Source organism: Chryseobacterium ginsenosidimutans (assembly GCF_024807225.1).
Classification (GTDB): domain Bacteria; phylum Bacteroidota; class Bacteroidia; order Flavobacteriales; family Weeksellaceae; genus Chryseobacterium; species Chryseobacterium ginsenosidimutans.
The window spans coordinates 2,596,009-2,611,795 of record NZ_JANUCO010000001.1 but is presented as its reverse complement, the minus strand read 5'-3'; the positions used below and the strand labels follow the sequence as shown (position 1 = coordinate 2,611,795).

At 34.7% G+C, this 15,787-nt stretch carries 14 protein-coding genes and 2 pseudogenes; 4 read left to right on the top strand and 12 right to left on the bottom strand.

Going from position 1 to position 15,787, the window contains the following annotated elements:
• Nucleotides 1-124 precede the first annotated feature (124 nt).
• The 6 genes and pseudogenes from J3D55_RS12245 to J3D55_RS12220 form a co-directional block, all read right to left on the bottom strand.
• Nucleotides 125-1,205: pseudogene (locus J3D55_RS12245) on the bottom strand (chorismate mutase).
• 525 nt (nt 1,206-1,730) lie between these two features.
• Nucleotides 1,731-2,069 carry a DUF8439 domain-containing protein gene (locus J3D55_RS12240; protein WP_510185689.1) on the bottom strand — a complete coding sequence of 113 codons (339 nt, stop codon included), beginning with the start codon at nt 2,067-2,069 and terminating at the stop codon, nt 1,731-1,733.
• A 284-nt stretch (nt 2,070-2,353) separates the two neighbouring features.
• Nucleotides 2,354-3,440, bottom strand: a pseudogene (dnaX, locus tag J3D55_RS12235) (DNA polymerase III subunit gamma/tau).
• Between the two features lie 99 nt (nt 3,441-3,539).
• Nucleotides 3,540-4,169, bottom strand: a complete 630-nt coding sequence (locus J3D55_RS12230) for a TetR/AcrR family transcriptional regulator (RefSeq protein WP_259131464.1) — start codon at nt 4,167-4,169, stop codon at nt 3,540-3,542.
• Between the two features lie 11 nt (nt 4,170-4,180).
• Nucleotides 4,181-5,440, bottom strand: a complete 1,260-nt coding sequence (locus tag J3D55_RS12225; RefSeq protein ID WP_259131463.1) for an aminotransferase class I/II-fold pyridoxal phosphate-dependent enzyme — start codon at nt 5,438-5,440, stop codon at nt 4,181-4,183.
• 220 nt (nt 5,441-5,660) lie between these two features.
• The gene (locus J3D55_RS12220) at nt 5,661-6,422 is read right to left on the bottom strand and encodes a response regulator transcription factor (protein ID WP_259131461.1); all 762 of its coding nucleotides are present in this window, start codon (nt 6,420-6,422) and stop codon (nt 5,661-5,663) included.
• 94 nt (nt 6,423-6,516) lie between these two features.
• Between J3D55_RS12220 and J3D55_RS12215 the strand changes: the two genes are divergently transcribed.
• Both J3D55_RS12215 and J3D55_RS12210 read left to right on the top strand, forming a co-directional pair.
• Entirely contained in the window at nt 6,517-7,164 is a 648-nt protein-coding gene (locus tag J3D55_RS12215) for a DUF1349 domain-containing protein (protein ID WP_259131458.1), read from the top strand.
• 576 nt (nt 7,165-7,740) lie between these two features.
• Nucleotides 7,741-8,073: a hypothetical protein gene (locus tag J3D55_RS12210; protein ID WP_259131456.1), complete on the top strand. Its 333-nt coding sequence runs from the start codon at nt 7,741-7,743 to the stop codon at nt 8,071-8,073.
• Here the strand turns inward: J3D55_RS12210 and J3D55_RS12205 are convergent.
• The gene (locus tag J3D55_RS12205; RefSeq protein WP_259131452.1) at nt 8,059-9,642 is read right to left on the bottom strand and encodes a Na+/H+ antiporter; all 1,584 of its coding nucleotides are present in this window, start codon (nt 9,640-9,642) and stop codon (nt 8,059-8,061) included. The two genes, J3D55_RS12210 and J3D55_RS12205, sit on opposite strands and share 15 nt — an antisense overlap.
• Before the next feature lie 583 nt (nt 9,643-10,225).
• Here J3D55_RS12205 and J3D55_RS12200 point away from each other — a divergent pair.
• Nucleotides 10,226-10,642: a hypothetical protein gene (locus J3D55_RS12200; RefSeq protein WP_259131450.1), complete on the top strand. Its 417-nt coding sequence runs from the start codon at nt 10,226-10,228 to the stop codon at nt 10,640-10,642.
• A 69-nt stretch (nt 10,643-10,711) separates the two neighbouring features.
• Here the strand turns inward: J3D55_RS12200 and J3D55_RS12195 are convergent, their stop codons facing one another.
• The 4 genes from J3D55_RS12195 to J3D55_RS12180 form a co-directional block, all read right to left on the bottom strand.
• The gene (locus tag J3D55_RS12195; RefSeq protein ID WP_259131449.1) at nt 10,712-11,995 is read right to left on the bottom strand and encodes an epoxide hydrolase family protein; all 1,284 of its coding nucleotides are present in this window, start codon (nt 11,993-11,995) and stop codon (nt 10,712-10,714) included.
• A gap of 236 nt (nt 11,996-12,231) precedes the next feature.
• Entirely contained in the window at nt 12,232-12,651 is a 420-nt protein-coding gene (locus tag J3D55_RS12190; protein ID WP_259131446.1) for a hypothetical protein, read from the bottom strand.
• Between the two features lie 9 nt (nt 12,652-12,660).
• Nucleotides 12,661-13,074 (bottom strand): TNT domain-containing protein, encoded by a 414-nt coding sequence (locus tag J3D55_RS12185; protein ID WP_259131443.1) that lies wholly within the window; start codon nt 13,072-13,074, stop codon nt 12,661-12,663.
• Nucleotides 12,965-13,372, bottom strand: coding sequence for a hypothetical protein (locus J3D55_RS12180; RefSeq protein ID WP_259131441.1), 408 nt, complete (start codon nt 13,370-13,372; stop codon nt 12,965-12,967). The genes J3D55_RS12185 and J3D55_RS12180 overlap by 110 nt, the downstream gene beginning before the upstream one ends.
• A gap of 646 nt (nt 13,373-14,018) precedes the next feature.
• Between J3D55_RS12180 and J3D55_RS12175 the strand changes: the two genes are divergently transcribed.
• Nucleotides 14,019-14,597 (top strand): YciE/YciF ferroxidase family protein, encoded by a 579-nt coding sequence (locus J3D55_RS12175; protein WP_259131439.1) that lies wholly within the window; start codon nt 14,019-14,021, stop codon nt 14,595-14,597.
• 77 nt (nt 14,598-14,674) lie between these two features.
• Here J3D55_RS12175 and J3D55_RS12170 read toward each other — a convergent pair whose 3' ends face one another.
• On the bottom strand, nt 14,675-15,781 hold the full coding sequence (locus J3D55_RS12170) for an alkene reductase (RefSeq protein WP_259131437.1): 1,107 nt from the start codon (nt 15,779-15,781) through the stop codon (nt 14,675-14,677).
• Between the last annotated feature and the right edge of the window lie 6 nt (nt 15,782-15,787).

Sequence of the window (15,787 nt, the reverse complement as noted above, 5' to 3'; positions counted from 1 at the left end):
ATGCAAATATAAGCAATTAAGCCTATGTTTGGGAGTTTTAGAGACTTAGAGTTTCAGAGTTTATTGGCGTAGTATTTAAAACGTTTATTCCCAAACTCTAAATCCCTCAAACACTCCAACTTAATTATCTGTTGATCATAATACTGTTCTGAACTTCAATAGATTCTTCGTGAATCATTTTGAAAACTTTCTCGATAAATTCCTGAGACATCCCAGTTTCAGATGCTTTTTGGGTTGCGTATTCTGTAATTACTTTCCAGCGTTCCGGCTGGAAAATGGCGATATCATTCTCTTTTTTTAACGTTCCGATCTTCTCAGAAATTTTCATTCTTTGAGAAAGCAATTCGATCAATTGAAAATCGATATCGGAAATCAATGTTCGGTGTCTTCCCATATCGCCTTCAAATCCTGCTAAATCAGCGCTTCTTACTTTCAGATTACCAATTAATTCTGCCAAAACTTCAGGGGTAATCTGTTGAGCAGCATCACTCCACGCTTCATCGGGATTGCTGTGCGTTTCGATGATAGCACCTTGGTAACCAACATTTAACGCTTCCTGAGTTATATCTGCTAAACCTGTTCTGTTTCCGCAGATGTGCGAAGGATCGATCAACATTGGAATATTCGGAAACTGACTTTTGAAATCCAAAGCGATCTGCCAGTTCGGGTTATTTCTGTATTTTGTTTTCTGGTACGTAGAAAAACCTCTGTGAATCACGCCTAAGTTGGTAATTCCTTGCCCTAAAAGTCTTTCCAAAGCGCCGATCCATAAAGCCAAATCGGGATTTACAGGATTTTTTACCAAGACAATTTTATCTGTTCCTCTCAAAGCCATTGCAATTTCCTGAACAGTAAACGGATTCACCGTAGAACGGGCGCCAATCCAAAGAATATCGACATCAGCTTCCAAAGCTGCAAAAACGTGGTGAGCATTGGCAACTTCGGTCGCCGTTTTGAAACCGTACTCTTCTTTTACTTTTTTCAACCAGTTTAAACCAATTACTCCTACTCCTTCAAATCCGTTTGGTTTTGTACGTGGTTTCCAGATTCCTGCACGGAAAATCGGGACATTTGCATTGGTTTCCCTGATTCTTTTCGCTGTCTCCAACATCTGGGTTTCACTTTCCGCACTACATGGTCCTGCAATCATCATGGGTTGTGAGAAACTCATTGATCCAGTCGTTTTTTAAATCTTTTAAATTCATTATCGTTAATTTATTTTATTCGTATTTTGATTTAGGGCAATAGCAATTTTGATTATAAATTTACTTTATAATTCTTTCAAAAAAATGCCGTTAAAAATTATTTAATTAATGGGAAAAGGAATTGAGAAAACTCAATAATCCTAGTTATTTTTTGGAAAGAAATTCAGATAACTGTACCAATAATAAAATCGATAATAGTTTCTTAAATTTCTAAAATAAGAGAATGAAAAACTAAAATAGCCGCTAAAGATGTGATTAGCGGGTGTAAAAGTAGACACGTATGGTTTTACTATATTTTCCAATGTTGATCGTCTATTTCTAGCTTTTCTGTTGTAATTTGCTTTTGTCGAAAAATGATTTTTCGCTCAAATATTTGACAAATATATAAAATTTATTTAAATATCAGCTTTTTGATGAAATTAATTTTCAACTTTGAAGTTTCAAAGTTTTTTTATTTTTTTACTGATTATTTTCGTTTCAAATGGCATTCCATTCAGTAAAATGCGCACATATTGAGTATTAATTTTACGTTAAATCAAATCTCATTAAATCATCAAGATCTTTCAGCAAAGGATTTTTCTCGATGAATTTTTCGAAAATTTTTCTTTTGGTCTTTACCTCTTGCTTTTGATTTTCAGAGTCTCTTTGATACAGAATTTCAATAGAAAAGTTATGTACTTTTGTTTTAAAATGATTAAAAAACTCTCTACTTATCTTATCAAATTCTACTTTGGCTGTATCAGAAGAAAACTTAACTGTAATTTGGTTCTCATCTGATTTCACTAATTTAAAAGGCTTAATCGCATTAAAAATAACATTTTCCTTCCTTTGTTGAAGCTGCTTCAAGAGTAAGTTCCATTCTATCTGCAGATCTGTTTCTGTAAAATGATTTTGTGGAAGAGTTTCTGTCTTAACAACAGTCTTTTCTTCTTCTACTTGAGGTTTTTCTTCTTTATTTAAGAAGGAATTAATACTGAAACCGGAAGAAATTCCTGATCTGGATAATGGTTTTGAGGTTTTTGTAATCTCAACTTCCTGAGGTTTATTAAGTTCTACAGGTTTGCTTTGTTCTACTTTCTCTACTTTTTCCTCTTGAGGTTTTGCTGGGAGTTTTATTTCCTGTTTTTCGTTAAGAAACGGAGCTAGGATTAAGAACTTTTTTTTTTAGAAACGTCTTGAGAAGTCGTAAGAGAAGATAATTGCATCAACGCAATTTCTACTGTCAGTCGAGGATTTTTAGAATTTTTATAATTGATGTCTGCATGATTACAGATCTCGATGGCATCAATTAATTGTTGTGCATTCCAGTTTCTGGGCTTGCTGCACAAACTTGGCTTTCGTCTGCTCTCCTACTTCGATTAATTCTATGGTAGAAGCATTTTGAGCCATCATTAAATCTCTGAAATGATTTCCTAATCCTGCAATAAAAATATGGGGATCGAAACCTTTTTTCACGATTTCATTAAATGCAAAAAGGACTTCGGGAATTTTGCTTTCTTTGGCTAAATCTACTATTTTCAAATACTGATCGTAATCCAGTATATTCAACACTTCAGCAGCTTTTGCCAACGTAATATTCTTTTGGGAAAAGGTAGAAAGCCTGTCGAAAATAGACAAAGCATCTCGCAATGCACCGTCGGCTTTCTGAGCGATTAAATATAACGCATCATCTTCATACTGGATATTCTCTTTCTGAGCAATACCTCTAAGATGACTTTGAATATCTTCAATAACGATTCTTTTGAAATCGTAGATCTGACAACGTGATAAAATTGTCGGGATGATTTTGTGCTTTTCCGTCGTTGCCAAAATAAAAATGGCATGAGCGGGCGGCTCTTCAAGTGTTTTAAGAAAAGCGTTGAAGGCTGCAGAAGACAGCATGTGAACCTCGTCTATGATATATACTTTGTATTTACCAACCTGAGGCGCAAAGCGCACCTGATCTATCAATTCTCTGATATCATCTACGGAATTGTTGGATGCAGCATCTAGTTCATAGATATTGTAGGCGAAACCGTCTTCTGAAACTGAACCATCTTTTTCATTAATCTTTCTTGCCAAAATTCTGGCACACGTAGTTTTTCCGACACCTCTCGGTCCGCAGAACAATAAAGCCTGAGCTAGCTGATTTTCTTCAATCGCATGTTCTAAAGTATCCGTAATATGAGATTGCCCAACAACAGTGTCAAATTGCTGTGGACGATACTTCCGTGCAGATACGATAAAATTTTCCATTGGCCAAAAGTAAGAAATATAGTTCTAATCTGAAAGTTAAAAGTTTTCAAATTATCAATAAAAATTTATGTATTGGTCAATAGGAAAACTTTTTCATCATTATTTTTCTTCGTATGCGAAATCAATAATCTCTGTGATCGCTTTTTCGATTTCCTTTCTTCCGTCCTCGCTTTTCAAATCTATCCCACAAAATACACTTGCATTGTATGCTGTGTAAAGATTCAGGTAATAGGCTCCTGAAACAAGAAGTGCAGCTATTGCACGGTATCTCGTAGATTTATCTTTAAAATGTGGATCTACAATATTGGTAAAAAGCTGTTCTCCCATTTCTTCTCTTTCATCCGCCACTTTTTTCAAAATAGGTTTGCTTTCAGAAAGTCCCCAAAGGATAATTTTCTGTAGCTCTTTATTTTTCTTAATGTGCTCGAACTGGTTAAGAATGGCAACTTTAGAAAGTTCTTTACCGCCATCGGAGAAATCGATATGCAGGCTGTCCTGATTCATTTTACTCCAATAATCCTGAGATCTGATATACTCATCTATGAGTTTCTCGGTGCTCCCGAAATACTCATAGATAAGCTTTTTATCAAAACCCGCAACAGCGGCTATTTTACTTACTTTTAATCCTGAATAGCCCTTTGTTCTTAAAATTCTACCGACTGCACCAAGCAGCTTTAATTTGGTTTTTTCCTTATCCCTTATTGGGCCTTGTACAACTTTTCTAGGCATGTGGTTTTCTATTATTTTTTTGCAATATGCAACTTTTTATTGATATCCTCAAATGCATTGAGTGTTTTATCAAGATGCTCCCTTTCGTGTGTCGCAGTAACACTCATCCTGATACGCGCGTCTTTTCTCGCCACTGCGGGATATATTATAGGATTGGTATAAATACCGTGATCCATAAGCAGCCTGCCTACATCTCCCGTAATGTGAGGATCCCCGATTTTCACCGGTACCACAGCAGAACGGGTAGTTCCTGTATCTAATCCTAAATCATCCAATCCTTTTTTGAAATAATTAATATTATCCCATAGTTTTGATCGCCAGTGTGGCTCTTCATCTATTAATTCAATGGCTTTAATAATTCCTGTAGCCGTGGAAGGAGGCGTTGTTGCCGAGAATATTTGCTGACGAGACTGGAATCTTATAAAATTGGTAAGACTTTTATTCGCAATTACATATCCTCCCAAATTACCAAATGTCTTGCTGAACGTTCCGGTAATGATATCAACTTTATCCAACAATCCTGTGTCTTCAATTGTTCCTCTTCCTGTTTTTCCTAAAATACCTACTCCATGTACATCATCGATCATTAAGTAGCCATTGTATTTCTTTACTAATTTATAAATTTCTTCGATAGGTGCAGTATCTCCATCCTGAGAATATACACCATCAATAACAACTAATTTAGTACGATATTGACTTTCCGACGTTTTTAATATATGTTCTAAAGCTTCTAAGTTATTATGAGGAAAGGTCTTTCTGTTGGTAAGAATACATCCTTCATAAACACTTGCATGTACCGCCATATCTATAATTGCGATATCTTCTTTCTGAAGCAGAATCTGCAAAGTCGCGCTATTTGCAGTATACCCCGTCGTAAAAATTACGGCTTCATCCTGAGTACGGCCAAAAAAAGAAGCAATCTTTGCTTCCAGTTCGTTGTGGTAAGAATAATATCCTCCAATAAGCGGTGTTGCCGCTGTACCTGTTCCATACTTTTCTACACCTTCAATTGCCGCCTGTTTTACTTTTGGGTGCTGTGTAAAACCCAAATAATCGCTCGTCACAAAACTTACAAATTCTTTCGTTATGTTTTCCAAACCAACATTCATTACAGAGCTGCATCCTGTATTATTTTGTAGTCTGTAATGATGGTGTCCGTTTTTTTTCATGTATTCCAGAAAGTCATAATAGACATCTGCACGCTCCATCATATCGTGCTCCGGAATATTCTCAAAATCCTTAAAAGTTGCTGTTGAAAAGTTAATGTTCATCCTTAATTTTGTTAGCTGTTAATTATAACAAATATAAGATTATTTTAAAAGACAATATTCTTATTTTTTAACAAAAATTATTATGTATTAAACATTTTTATTAAAAAATCATAAATACAATTAACATTCACAACAGATATGAAATATTTTAGCGAAAAACAAAAATCAATTTTTCACATAATCCACTAATAATTAATCATTTAATAATCATTTTGAGACATTAGATTGCCTTTGAAAAACTGTCATTAAAAGCCTTAATAGAATTCTTTACTTTGAGTTTTTCTAAAATATTCTGCCGATGTCTGCTTACTGTATTGATGCTTATCGAAAGAAAATCTGCAATTTCTTTACTGGTAAAACCTTCCCCTACAAATTTCAATACTTCAAGCTCTCTTTGAGACAAAATATTTTTATAATTAAGCTTATCTTCTACCAATATTTCACCTTTTATGGAATTGATAATTAAAAACTCTGAAGACAAGAGTTGCGACTGATCTACAGCAATATTATAGAGACAAAGTGCAAATCTCAACTTGTTATTATAAGGCGAATAAAAATAGAACATTCGATGCTGAATAAATTTATAAATTCCGTCCTTATCTTTTATTCTCATCTTCGATACCACACTGAAACCTGAACGTTCTTCGGGTTCCATTGCTTCCAACAGCTTAAAAAACCGCATTTCGTGGACGTATTTTTTAATTTTATCGTCCGGATGAATCTTTTTCAGAATCTCTTCTTCCCAAATCGAATGAATGACGGTGGGGTTTTCTTTAAAATTCAAACCTAATTCTACAGCCGTTTTTGAAGTAAAAATATAACTCTTATTACACTGCATATCACTCAAAACAGCCACCGAATTCTCCACCTGAGAATAAGAAAGCGCAATATTCTTATACACTTCAATATCCAGCGAACAAATTTTGTTTTGTCCGCGATTCTTTAAAAGCAAGGTCTTGTTCAGCGTTTCTACGATTTCCATAAAATGGTTATTTATAAGTATTGATGAAAATCTCTTTTAATTTTACTTTTGCTAAATTAACAAATTACAGCAAGCCATATCCATCAAAAAAGCAATGAAGAGAATATTTTTAAGTTTCTGTGCCTTATTTATAATGAATAAAAACTTTGCACAGACGTTAGAGAAAATGACGTGGTTCAATGAGCCTGAAAAATGGGAGATCAAAAACAACAGTTTATCGATGTTTGTAACCCCGCAAAGTGACTACTGGAGAATCTCACATTATGGTTTTACCGTGGACGATGCTCCGTTTTTGTACACCACTTACGGTGGAGAATTTGAAGCGAAAGTGAAAATCACAGGAAATTATAAGGCAAGATTCGACCAAATGGGTTTGATGTTGAGAATCGACAAAGAAAATTACATCAAAGCCGGGATTGAATTTGTAGACGGAAAATATAATGTAAGCACAGTTGTTACCCATACAACCAGCGATTGGAGTGTGATTACTTTAGATAAAACTCCTGCTTCAATCTGGATAAAAGCAATAAGAAGACTGGATGCAGTAGAACTTTTTTATTCTTTTGATGATAAAAATTACATCATGATGCGAAATGCCCATCTTCAGGATAATTCTCCTGTAATGGTCGGTTTAATGGCAGCTTGTCCCGATGGAACAGGTTTTAATGCTACTTTTGAAAATTTCAATGTAAAGCATTTACCTGACGAGCGTCGCCTTAAATGGCTTGAAAGCCACAAATAGATTGAAGTTAAACTCAATATAAAGTCAATTTTTATTTGCCTCCCCTGATCAGGGAGGTTTTATTTTTTAGTTAAATTAATTTTCGGATTAGCCAAAGAAAGGTTGAAGTCTCTAAAGGGAAACAGTGGTAATTTCAACCTTACCTATTACTCTTTTAGAATCGGTCCATCGTTTTGAAATGAAATAACAAAAGACGCAACAAAACGCTAATCTTAAGATGTTATATATTAAATGATAATGAAGAGATACCACAAAATTGACAATGATAACTTATAATTAAGGCAAAATATTACATTTTCAGTACTTTTTATTACAAATTTTCGATACATTTAAAAAAAATATAATTTTTGGTTAGATATTTGAAGTAGAGAAATTAAATCAAAACAAAAATATTTTTAGAAAAATTTCACACCACCAACCACTTAAAATAAATGAATATGTCAACCTATTTTACTTCTCCGAAAGACAAACTTCTGAGGTTTTCGAGAAAGTCGTTTTCGATTCCCGTCAATTGATCTGAAATTATCATAATTAGTGTTTTGAAACTATTCTTAAACCATTAAAACCTTTACGATCATGATTTTTGAAGATGACCATTCTGTATTACAGGATAACCACAATCTTTCGTTTACGAAAAATATTATTAATTTCCACGGAGATAAATCGTTTATTTTAAATTCTTTACAAAAGATAAAGAATAATACGATCTGTAAAATAAAAAGAAAAACAATCAACAAACTCATCAAAGAATACACGCATCATTTGAATCAATATATTGAAAATGATGATATTAATTCTAAACCGGAAAACTATGAACTTTCGCCTGTCTATGCGCGACAGTCATACAATAAAGTGGTAAAAGAAGATGAGTATCTGCAGAAAGTTTTAACTTTTTTAATGAACCAATAAGATTCTTTCCTCCTCCAGATCGATTTTCATGAGATGCTTTCTGATAAGATCTTCATCGAAATGCTGCTTTTTATCGTGATTTTGTGCTATAAGCCAAGCTCGTTGCGCATTCAGAATATCAAGATAAGCTGTTTTGGTTTCGGAGGAAAGCTTCACATCCGAATCTTCATCCATTTTCCCTCTCCATTTTTCGTGAATTTGCTGTAAAAACGAGCTTTTTTCCAGCAATTCACTATAATTATCCGTCAAATGCTGCAAAGTAAGTTTTGCCATCTCATGACGGATCATATCTTCTGCTTCATCATCAGGAAGGTGATCGTTGAAAGAAGGCATATTCATTTTTTTGATGAGATAAGGCAACGTAAGACCCTGAACCAGCAACGTAGTAAGAATGACTATAAATGTGATAAATAGAATTAAATTTCGTTGAGGAAAATCCGGACCACCTTCATATAATTTCACAGGAATGGACAATGCTGCAGCCAGAGAAACCACTCCCCTCATTCCCGTCCAACCCAGAAGAGCAGGGATTTTATATCCAGGATTTCTGGTGTCTGCAACCGGAATATAATTTCTCGCAATTAATGTAATAATCACTGCTCCATAAGCCGAAACAAGCCTCACAACGACTAAAACCAAAGTAATTAATAATCCGTAACCGATCGCAGCAGAAATACTTACTCCTTCCAGATCTGCTGTAATTTCCGGAAGATCGAGTCCTATTAAAATAAAGACCAATCCGTTCAGAACAAAAGCCAGACTTTCCCAAACATTGATCCCTCGAAGCCGTGAAGAGGTGCTTAAAAAATTATTCCTGTTAGTCGACAAAAGCAGTGCCCCACTTACTACCGCCAAAACTCCCGAACTGTGAAATTCTTCCGCAGTAATATACATGACATAAGGCGCAACGATCGTAAGAATCGTATCCATATTCGCATCGGTAGGAAGGATTTTTTGCCCTTTCATAAAAAGCCAGCCAATTAGCAATCCGATTCCGATTCCGCCAATTAACATCCATGAAAAACTTAAAACCGCATCGTGCCAAATGAATTGTCCGGTCGCTACAGCAATCATGGCAAAACGAAAAATAATCAGTGATGAAGCATCATTCAGAAGACTTTCACCTTCCAGAATTGAGGTCATTCTTTTCGGAACTTTCACAAATTTCAAAATCGCTCCTGCACTCACTGCATCGGGCGGAGAAACGATTCCTCCCAACAAAAATCCTAATGCCAGAGAAAATCCTGGAATAAAATGATTTGCGATAAAAGCTACCGTTGTTGCCGTAAGAAATACCACCACAAACGCAAAACTGCTTATAATACGGCGCCACTTCCAAAGTTCTTTCCACGAAATTGCCCAAGCTGCTTCATATAATAAAGGCGGAAGAAAAATAATAAATATCAGTTCCGGATCGATTCTTATCACCGGAATATTGGGAATAAAACTGATTAATAATCCTGCAACGACAAGCAAAACAGGATATGCCACTTTTATTTTATTCGCCAACATAATTAATAATACAATGGCAATAATGAGAGATAAATAAAATGGGAAGTTTTCTATCATTGCGTAATGATTTTATTTTTGAAATCTAAATATACACATAAACAGAAAATAATTTTCATTGTTAAAAGCAAATGCTTCAAGTTTTTAAATAAATATTGATGTTGCTTATTTGATTACAAATTTTAATGGTTGGAAATCGCAAAGACGCAAAATTTTAAAATAAATTGTTTTTAAGGCGCAAGGATTTTATATGTGATAAAATTTTTACTGTTTTACCGTAGAGTATTTGCTGAAAATGGGACAGGATATTTACTTCATGCGATTTCCTGGAATATTTTTATTTTAATTTTGTTGGAGTTATTTTACTTTCTTTTTGTTGACAATTAATAATAAATCACAAAAAATTGATTAAAATAAATCATTTACATACCACACAAGTACCACATTTCCAATCCCTATAATTCTGTTTAAATTCCACCAAACTCCTATTTTAACGGACTATTACACATTTACACCGATTTTCTGTGTCAAAATTAACATTAGTTTAAATATTATTCACTCCATAAGGCATAGTATTTGCAAACATTTCAATACCAAACATTCACTCACTTTAGAATAATAACCTTAACAAAAACAAAATATTATGAACGTTGCAGATCTAAAAATTAAAAATTTAGTGGAATACAGAAATGAGATTTATAATATTATCGAAATATTCCAGGATAATGAGAAAGATTATTTTGTAAAAATTGAAAATGATATTCACAGCTTTTCAGTTCCTGCAAAGGCAATAATGCCCATCGACATTACTGAAGAATGGCTGGAAAAATTTGGATTTTCAAGAACTTACACCTCCGAACAACGCATTAGATACGAAAGACCGGAAACATTCATTAAGTATGATATCGACTTAAGTTCGAGAAAAATTGTTGAAGGGCTGAAGATTTACGGAAATTCAATAAAATGTAAATATATTCATGAATTTCAGAATATTTTCTCTTGTCTTTTCGGGAAAGAACCTGCTGTAATGAACTACGGATTACTACACACCGAATCTTAATATAATATATTCTTTCAGAAAGAGCCACAATTATACATTGTGGCTCTTTTATTTTTTATGATAATTAATTTATTTTCTTAAAGATCTGAATGCAGCACGAAGCTCTTCCGCAAAAAGCTGTGGTTCTTCCCAAGATGCAAAATGACCGCCTTTTTTTACTTCATTAAAATATTGTAAAGTCGGATATGCCTTTTCTGCCCAAGATTTCGGAGCCTGATAAATCTCTCCCGGAAATACTGTAATCGCGACAGGCACTTTAATTTCCTGCGTTCTCTGCTCCACTACATTAAAATTATTATTGTTGTTTTCCCAATATAATTGCGCTGAAGAATTTGCAGTATTCGTCAGCCAATACAACGTAATATCATCCAGCATTTCATCTTTGGTTAAAGATTTTTCGGCATTTCCTCCGCTGTACGTCCAGTCATTAAATTTATCTAAGAAAAACGAAGCCAAAGCAACCGGAGAATCTGTAAGACCATATCCTAAAGTTTGAGGACGAGTGACCATCATTCCTGCATAACCGCCACCTTTTGTGTACAATTTATTCAAAGAATTGAAAGCTGCTTTTTCTTTTTCCGTTAAATTTTCAGGAGCACTTCCTCCAGATTTTAAAATATCGGCAACTTCTGCGGGTACCGTTGCAGGCATATTCACATGAATTCCCAACAGACCTTCCGGAGCTTGACGCCCCATTGCATCGGCAACTACCGCTCCCCAATCTCCACCTTGAGAAACATAATGATGATATCCCAAACGTTTCATTAAAACATCCCAAGCTTGTCCCATTTTTTCAACACCCCAACCAGCTTCTGTCGGCTTTCCTGAAAATCCGTAACCCGGCATTGAAGGAATTACCACATCAAAAGCATCTTCAGCTTTTCCGCCGTATTTGGTGGGATTTGTAAGCGGATCGATGGCTTTTAAAACCTCAAAAATCGAACCCGGCCAACCGTGAGTAATAATTAAAGGCATTGCGTTTTTATGTTTTGAACGGACGTGAATAAAATGAATATCCAAACCATCGATATTGGTTGTAAACTGTGGAAATGAATTTAATTTCGCTTCGGCTTTATGCCAATCGTAATCTGTTCCCCAATATTTTACAATTCTCTGAATCTGATCCAGTTTCACGCCTTGAGACTGATCTGTAACCGTTTCTTTCGAAGGCCATCTTGTCATGCTGATTCTCTGACGAAGATCTTTTAAAGCGTCATTAGAAACACTTGCATGAAAAGGCTTTATGATTTCATTTTTGATATTTTGGTTTGAGATCTGTGCAAATCCTGAAATTGCCATAAACGCCAGAATTCCTGTTACTAATTTTGTTTTTTGATTGCGAATTGTTTTCATACTTTTTAATTTAAATTGTTATTATTTTTAAAATTTATGATGCAAATGTATAGGGCAGGAAAAAGGCAATCAATGAATAAATAGTCGAGTCGGACAAACAAAACCGCGAAACGGCCATTTTAAAAGCTGAAAGTTTTTTGGTTGTTTTTTCAGTTTAATTAATAAAAAGTTTCGGCTTCAAATCAAAGATTTGAAGCCGAAACTTTTTTGAAATATTTTTATAAAATCTGTAAATATTATTCTCCTTCCTCATATTTCCAAACGCCTGAAATTGTAAGCAATGTCAATCCCGGCTGTTTTTCTCCATAACTGAATACGCAGATGTATTTTGAATCACAAGACTGGCAATTGGTGCCGAAATATAGAGTGGGTAAATTATTTACCGTCAATTCTCCAAAATGAAGCATATTTTTCATTGTTTCGGTAACGAATCCATTTTTTATTAATTCATTTTTAGATAAGACTTTATCTTTATTATAAATTTGAAAAATCGGAAATCCGGATTCATAAGGTATTATTTCAACTGCATTTTCGTGACCACAGTTACAACAAGTGAATTTTACTTCTGCAGATGGGGCAATTTCATCATTACTGAAAGTGCTTTTTGCGACAGAAGCTTGCTTACCAATGCTTATTTTTTTTGAGATTGAATACATCTAAATTATTTATTTCTGGATCACTGTTCCCGCTAAGTTATTATATTTTCCGCTCGGACTTTTTATGATCGTCACTTTTATATACCCTTCCTGAGCCAGTTTGTTCCATGTTTTTTGATAACCTGTCATAGGATCGATCGGGATTTTCCACATGGTCTGAGTTCCGCCTCCAACTTGATTAAACCAAGGAATAACATCTGCAATTTGCCCTGTAAAAGGTAATAAATTGTTCAAAACATCTATGTGATAGTAAAAATCATAAGATGTTTCAGGCAGATTTAAAGCTCTTTGGCTGAAAGTATACGTATACCCATCAACAATCGGGCTCGTAAAACTTCCTCCCAACGTAGGAATTCCGGTTTCCGGTATAGGCAATTGCGCCACTGTATCTGTCAAATTTTTGTCCTGCAGTGAATGAAACATCGTCGATGACATTATATCCGCCATTTGCAGGAGGCCATCCTCCATTCAAATTATTATTTTTGAAGAAAACTTCCAGCTCACTCCATTTCCCTTGCTTATACAAATTAAATGCTTCATTTCTAAGCCCCTGATTTACCGTTCCGTTGGGATCGTATGTTTTAGCAAGTGCATCCGCGTTTTGGTAAAACAAGGTCATAACAGGAGGTATCTTATTATCTAAAACTTCGTCATCCGAGTTACAGGCAACTGATAAAAACGGGATTGTTAATAATAAAATGTACTTAAACAAATTTTTCATAGCTATTTTTTTAGTTTATATTTAAATTAATGATTGATTTTAAGGGTAAGAAATATTTGAAAAAAACAGTCATAAAAGTTCTGCGATTGTAACGCGAGATAGAGAAATGCCAGAAGTACGATTCCCTAATCGGGCAACACCTATTGATGGGTGAAGTGATAAATTCATGGTTTAGTTTTTTGTTTGCCTACTCTATTGGCTTTTCGGTTCCGCCTTATTATAATTCGTTTTAAAATTTAATGATGAAAGTATCTGAATTAAAAATATTGATTGTCCGTTTTAATGCCTAAAATGAATTTAAACGCAAAGTTTTTCTTTACTTCTATATTTTAGGTTGAAAAACAGATATTCAAAATGACAGAAAAAATCATTAAATGAATTCTATTTTCACTTTGGGTAAACGGTACAATTTGAAGACGAATCTTACGATGATAAATTTAAAATAAAAAATTCAAATATTAGTGAATATTTAGCAAATAAATCAAAAAACTATGTTTTAACGATAATAATAAACACTTTATAATCAATATTTAACATAAATTAAAACTTGTATTTTCCTAAAAATGTGGTATTTATCGGAAAGAAATAGAAGAGAATTGGTCTTATTGTTGTAATACTTTCGTCACAATCACCAATTATAATTATTATGGAAACTAAAACGAGAACAAAGAAGTCTACCACAAAATCAGCAGGGAAAACAACAGCTAAAGCTTCTGCCAAAATTCCGGCAAAAAAGGATGCTGCAAAAAACCTGAATGATCTCTTTGAAGATGCTCTGAAAGATATTTACTGGGCTGAAAAAGCTTTGACGAAAACGCTTCCGAAAATGCAGAAAAATGCAACTGACGAAAAATTACAAAAAGCAATCGGATCTCACCTTATTGAAACCAAAGAACATGTCTCAAGACTGGAAAAATGTTTTGCAAAACTGGGTAAAAAAGCTCAAGCCAAAAAATGTGATGCCATGCAGGGACTTCTGGATGAAGGAAAAAGCATCATGGAAGAAACAGAACCCGGCGCTGTGAGAGATGCAGGAATTATCGCCGCTTCACAAAAAGTAGAGCATTACGAAATAGCAACCTACGGAACGCTTGCCGCATACGCAAAAGTTCTGGAACAAAAGGAATGCCTGAAACTTCTGTTGCAAACGCTGGAAGAAGAGAAAAAATGCGATCAATTATTAACTAAAATTGCTGATACAACGCTGAACAGCAAATCAAAATAATTAATTCGGTTAATTTCAGATTATTATTAAAAAACCCCTTAAAACAATGCTTTTAAGGGGTTTTATCAATCAATTATTTAAACTAAGACTTCATCATATTTTTTCCAGTCTGTATATCCGTGTGAACCTAAACCGTAATGCAGATCTCGATCAGGAGGCGTAAGTTCCCAATTGTTCTGCAAACGCTCCACCAAATCAGGATTTGAGATAAACGGTTCTCCGAATCCGGCAATATCAATCGTTCCGGCGTTAATCAGGTCTTCAGATTTTTCTCTGTCCATTCCGCCTGCAAGAATAATTACGCCATCATACCAAGAACGGAAACGTTCTAAAAATCCTTCCGGTAAAGCGTGGCTCCCTTTTGTTTTCTGATCCATCAAATGAATATAAACAACGTTCCTTTTCTTTAATTCTTTCGCTAAATACTCATACGTTTCTTCAATTTCATCATAATGAGGAAGCTCGTTTAAACCACCGTAAGGCGTCAATCGAATCCCAACTTTTTCATGACCAACCGCTGCAATTGTTGCATCGACAACTTCCAGCAAAAATCTTGAACGGCTCTCGATATTTCCTCCATATTCATCAATTCTGTTGTTTACAAAAGGATTCAAGAATTGTTCAATTAAATATCCGTTTGCCCCGTGAATTTCCACACCATCGAAACCTGCTTCTATTGCGTTTTTAGCGGCATTTGCGAAATCATTTACCACCTCTTTCACTTCATCAGTAGATAATGCTCTCGGTTTTGAAGAAATTACGAAACCTTCTTTTCCGTTTTCATCGTATCCCCAAGCGTAAGAATTTGCTGCCTGAATATCCGAAACTCCCACCGGAGCTTTTCCTTCCGGCTGATTTGAAGTATGAGAAACTCTTCCCACGTGCCACAATTGAGTGAAAATCAAGCTTCCTTTTTCATGCACTGCTTTTGTCACTTTTTTCCAGCCTTCAACTTGTTCTTTCGTATATAAACCAGGAATATGTAAAACCCCTTTTGCCGTATTTGAAATCGCTGTTCCTTCCGTGATAATTAATCCTGCTCCGGAACGTTGTGCGTAATACAAAGCATTTTCGTCGTTAGGAATTCCGTCAAAGTTTCTTGCTCTTGTCATTGGAGCCATAGAAATTCTGTTTTTTAATTGAAGGTTGCCAATTTGTACTTCTTCAAAAATATTTGTTGCCATAATTTT

Excerpts from the sequence above, each read along its gene's own strand:
- J3D55_RS12180 (WP_259131441.1), bottom strand. The coding sequence starts at position 13,372 with ATGAAAAATTTGTTTAAGTACATTTTATTATTAACAATCCCGTTTTTA.
- J3D55_RS12195 (WP_259131449.1), bottom strand. The coding sequence starts at position 11,995 with ATGAAAACAATTCGCAATCAAAAAACAAAATTAGTAACAGGAATTCTG.
- J3D55_RS12220 (WP_259131461.1), bottom strand. The coding sequence starts at position 6,422 with ATGGAAATCGTAGAAACGCTGAACAAGACCTTGCTTTTAAAGAATCGC.
- J3D55_RS12230 (WP_259131464.1), bottom strand. The coding sequence starts at position 4,169 with ATGCCTAGAAAAGTTGTACAAGGCCCAATAAGGGATAAGGAAAAAACC.
- J3D55_RS12175 (WP_259131439.1), top strand. The coding sequence starts at position 14,019 with ATGGAAACTAAAACGAGAACAAAGAAGTCTACCACAAAATCAGCAGGG.
- J3D55_RS12170 (WP_259131437.1), bottom strand. The coding sequence starts at position 15,781 with ATGGCAACAAATATTTTTGAAGAAGTACAAATTGGCAACCTTCAATTA.
- J3D55_RS12200 (WP_259131450.1), top strand. The coding sequence starts at position 10,226 with ATGAACGTTGCAGATCTAAAAATTAAAAATTTAGTGGAATACAGAAAT.
- J3D55_RS12190 (WP_259131446.1), bottom strand. The coding sequence starts at position 12,651 with ATGTATTCAATCTCAAAAAAAATAAGCATTGGTAAGCAAGCTTCTGTC.
- J3D55_RS12215 (WP_259131458.1), top strand. The coding sequence starts at position 6,517 with ATGAAGAGAATATTTTTAAGTTTCTGTGCCTTATTTATAATGAATAAA.
- J3D55_RS12210 (WP_259131456.1), top strand. The coding sequence starts at position 7,741 with ATGATTTTTGAAGATGACCATTCTGTATTACAGGATAACCACAATCTT.
- J3D55_RS12185 (WP_259131443.1), bottom strand. The coding sequence starts at position 13,074 with ATGTTTCATTCACTGCAGGACAAAAATTTGACAGATACAGTGGCGCAA.
- J3D55_RS12205 (WP_259131452.1), bottom strand. The coding sequence starts at position 9,642 with ATGATAGAAAACTTCCCATTTTATTTATCTCTCATTATTGCCATTGTA.
- J3D55_RS12225 (WP_259131463.1), bottom strand. The coding sequence starts at position 5,440 with ATGAACATTAACTTTTCAACAGCAACTTTTAAGGATTTTGAGAATATT.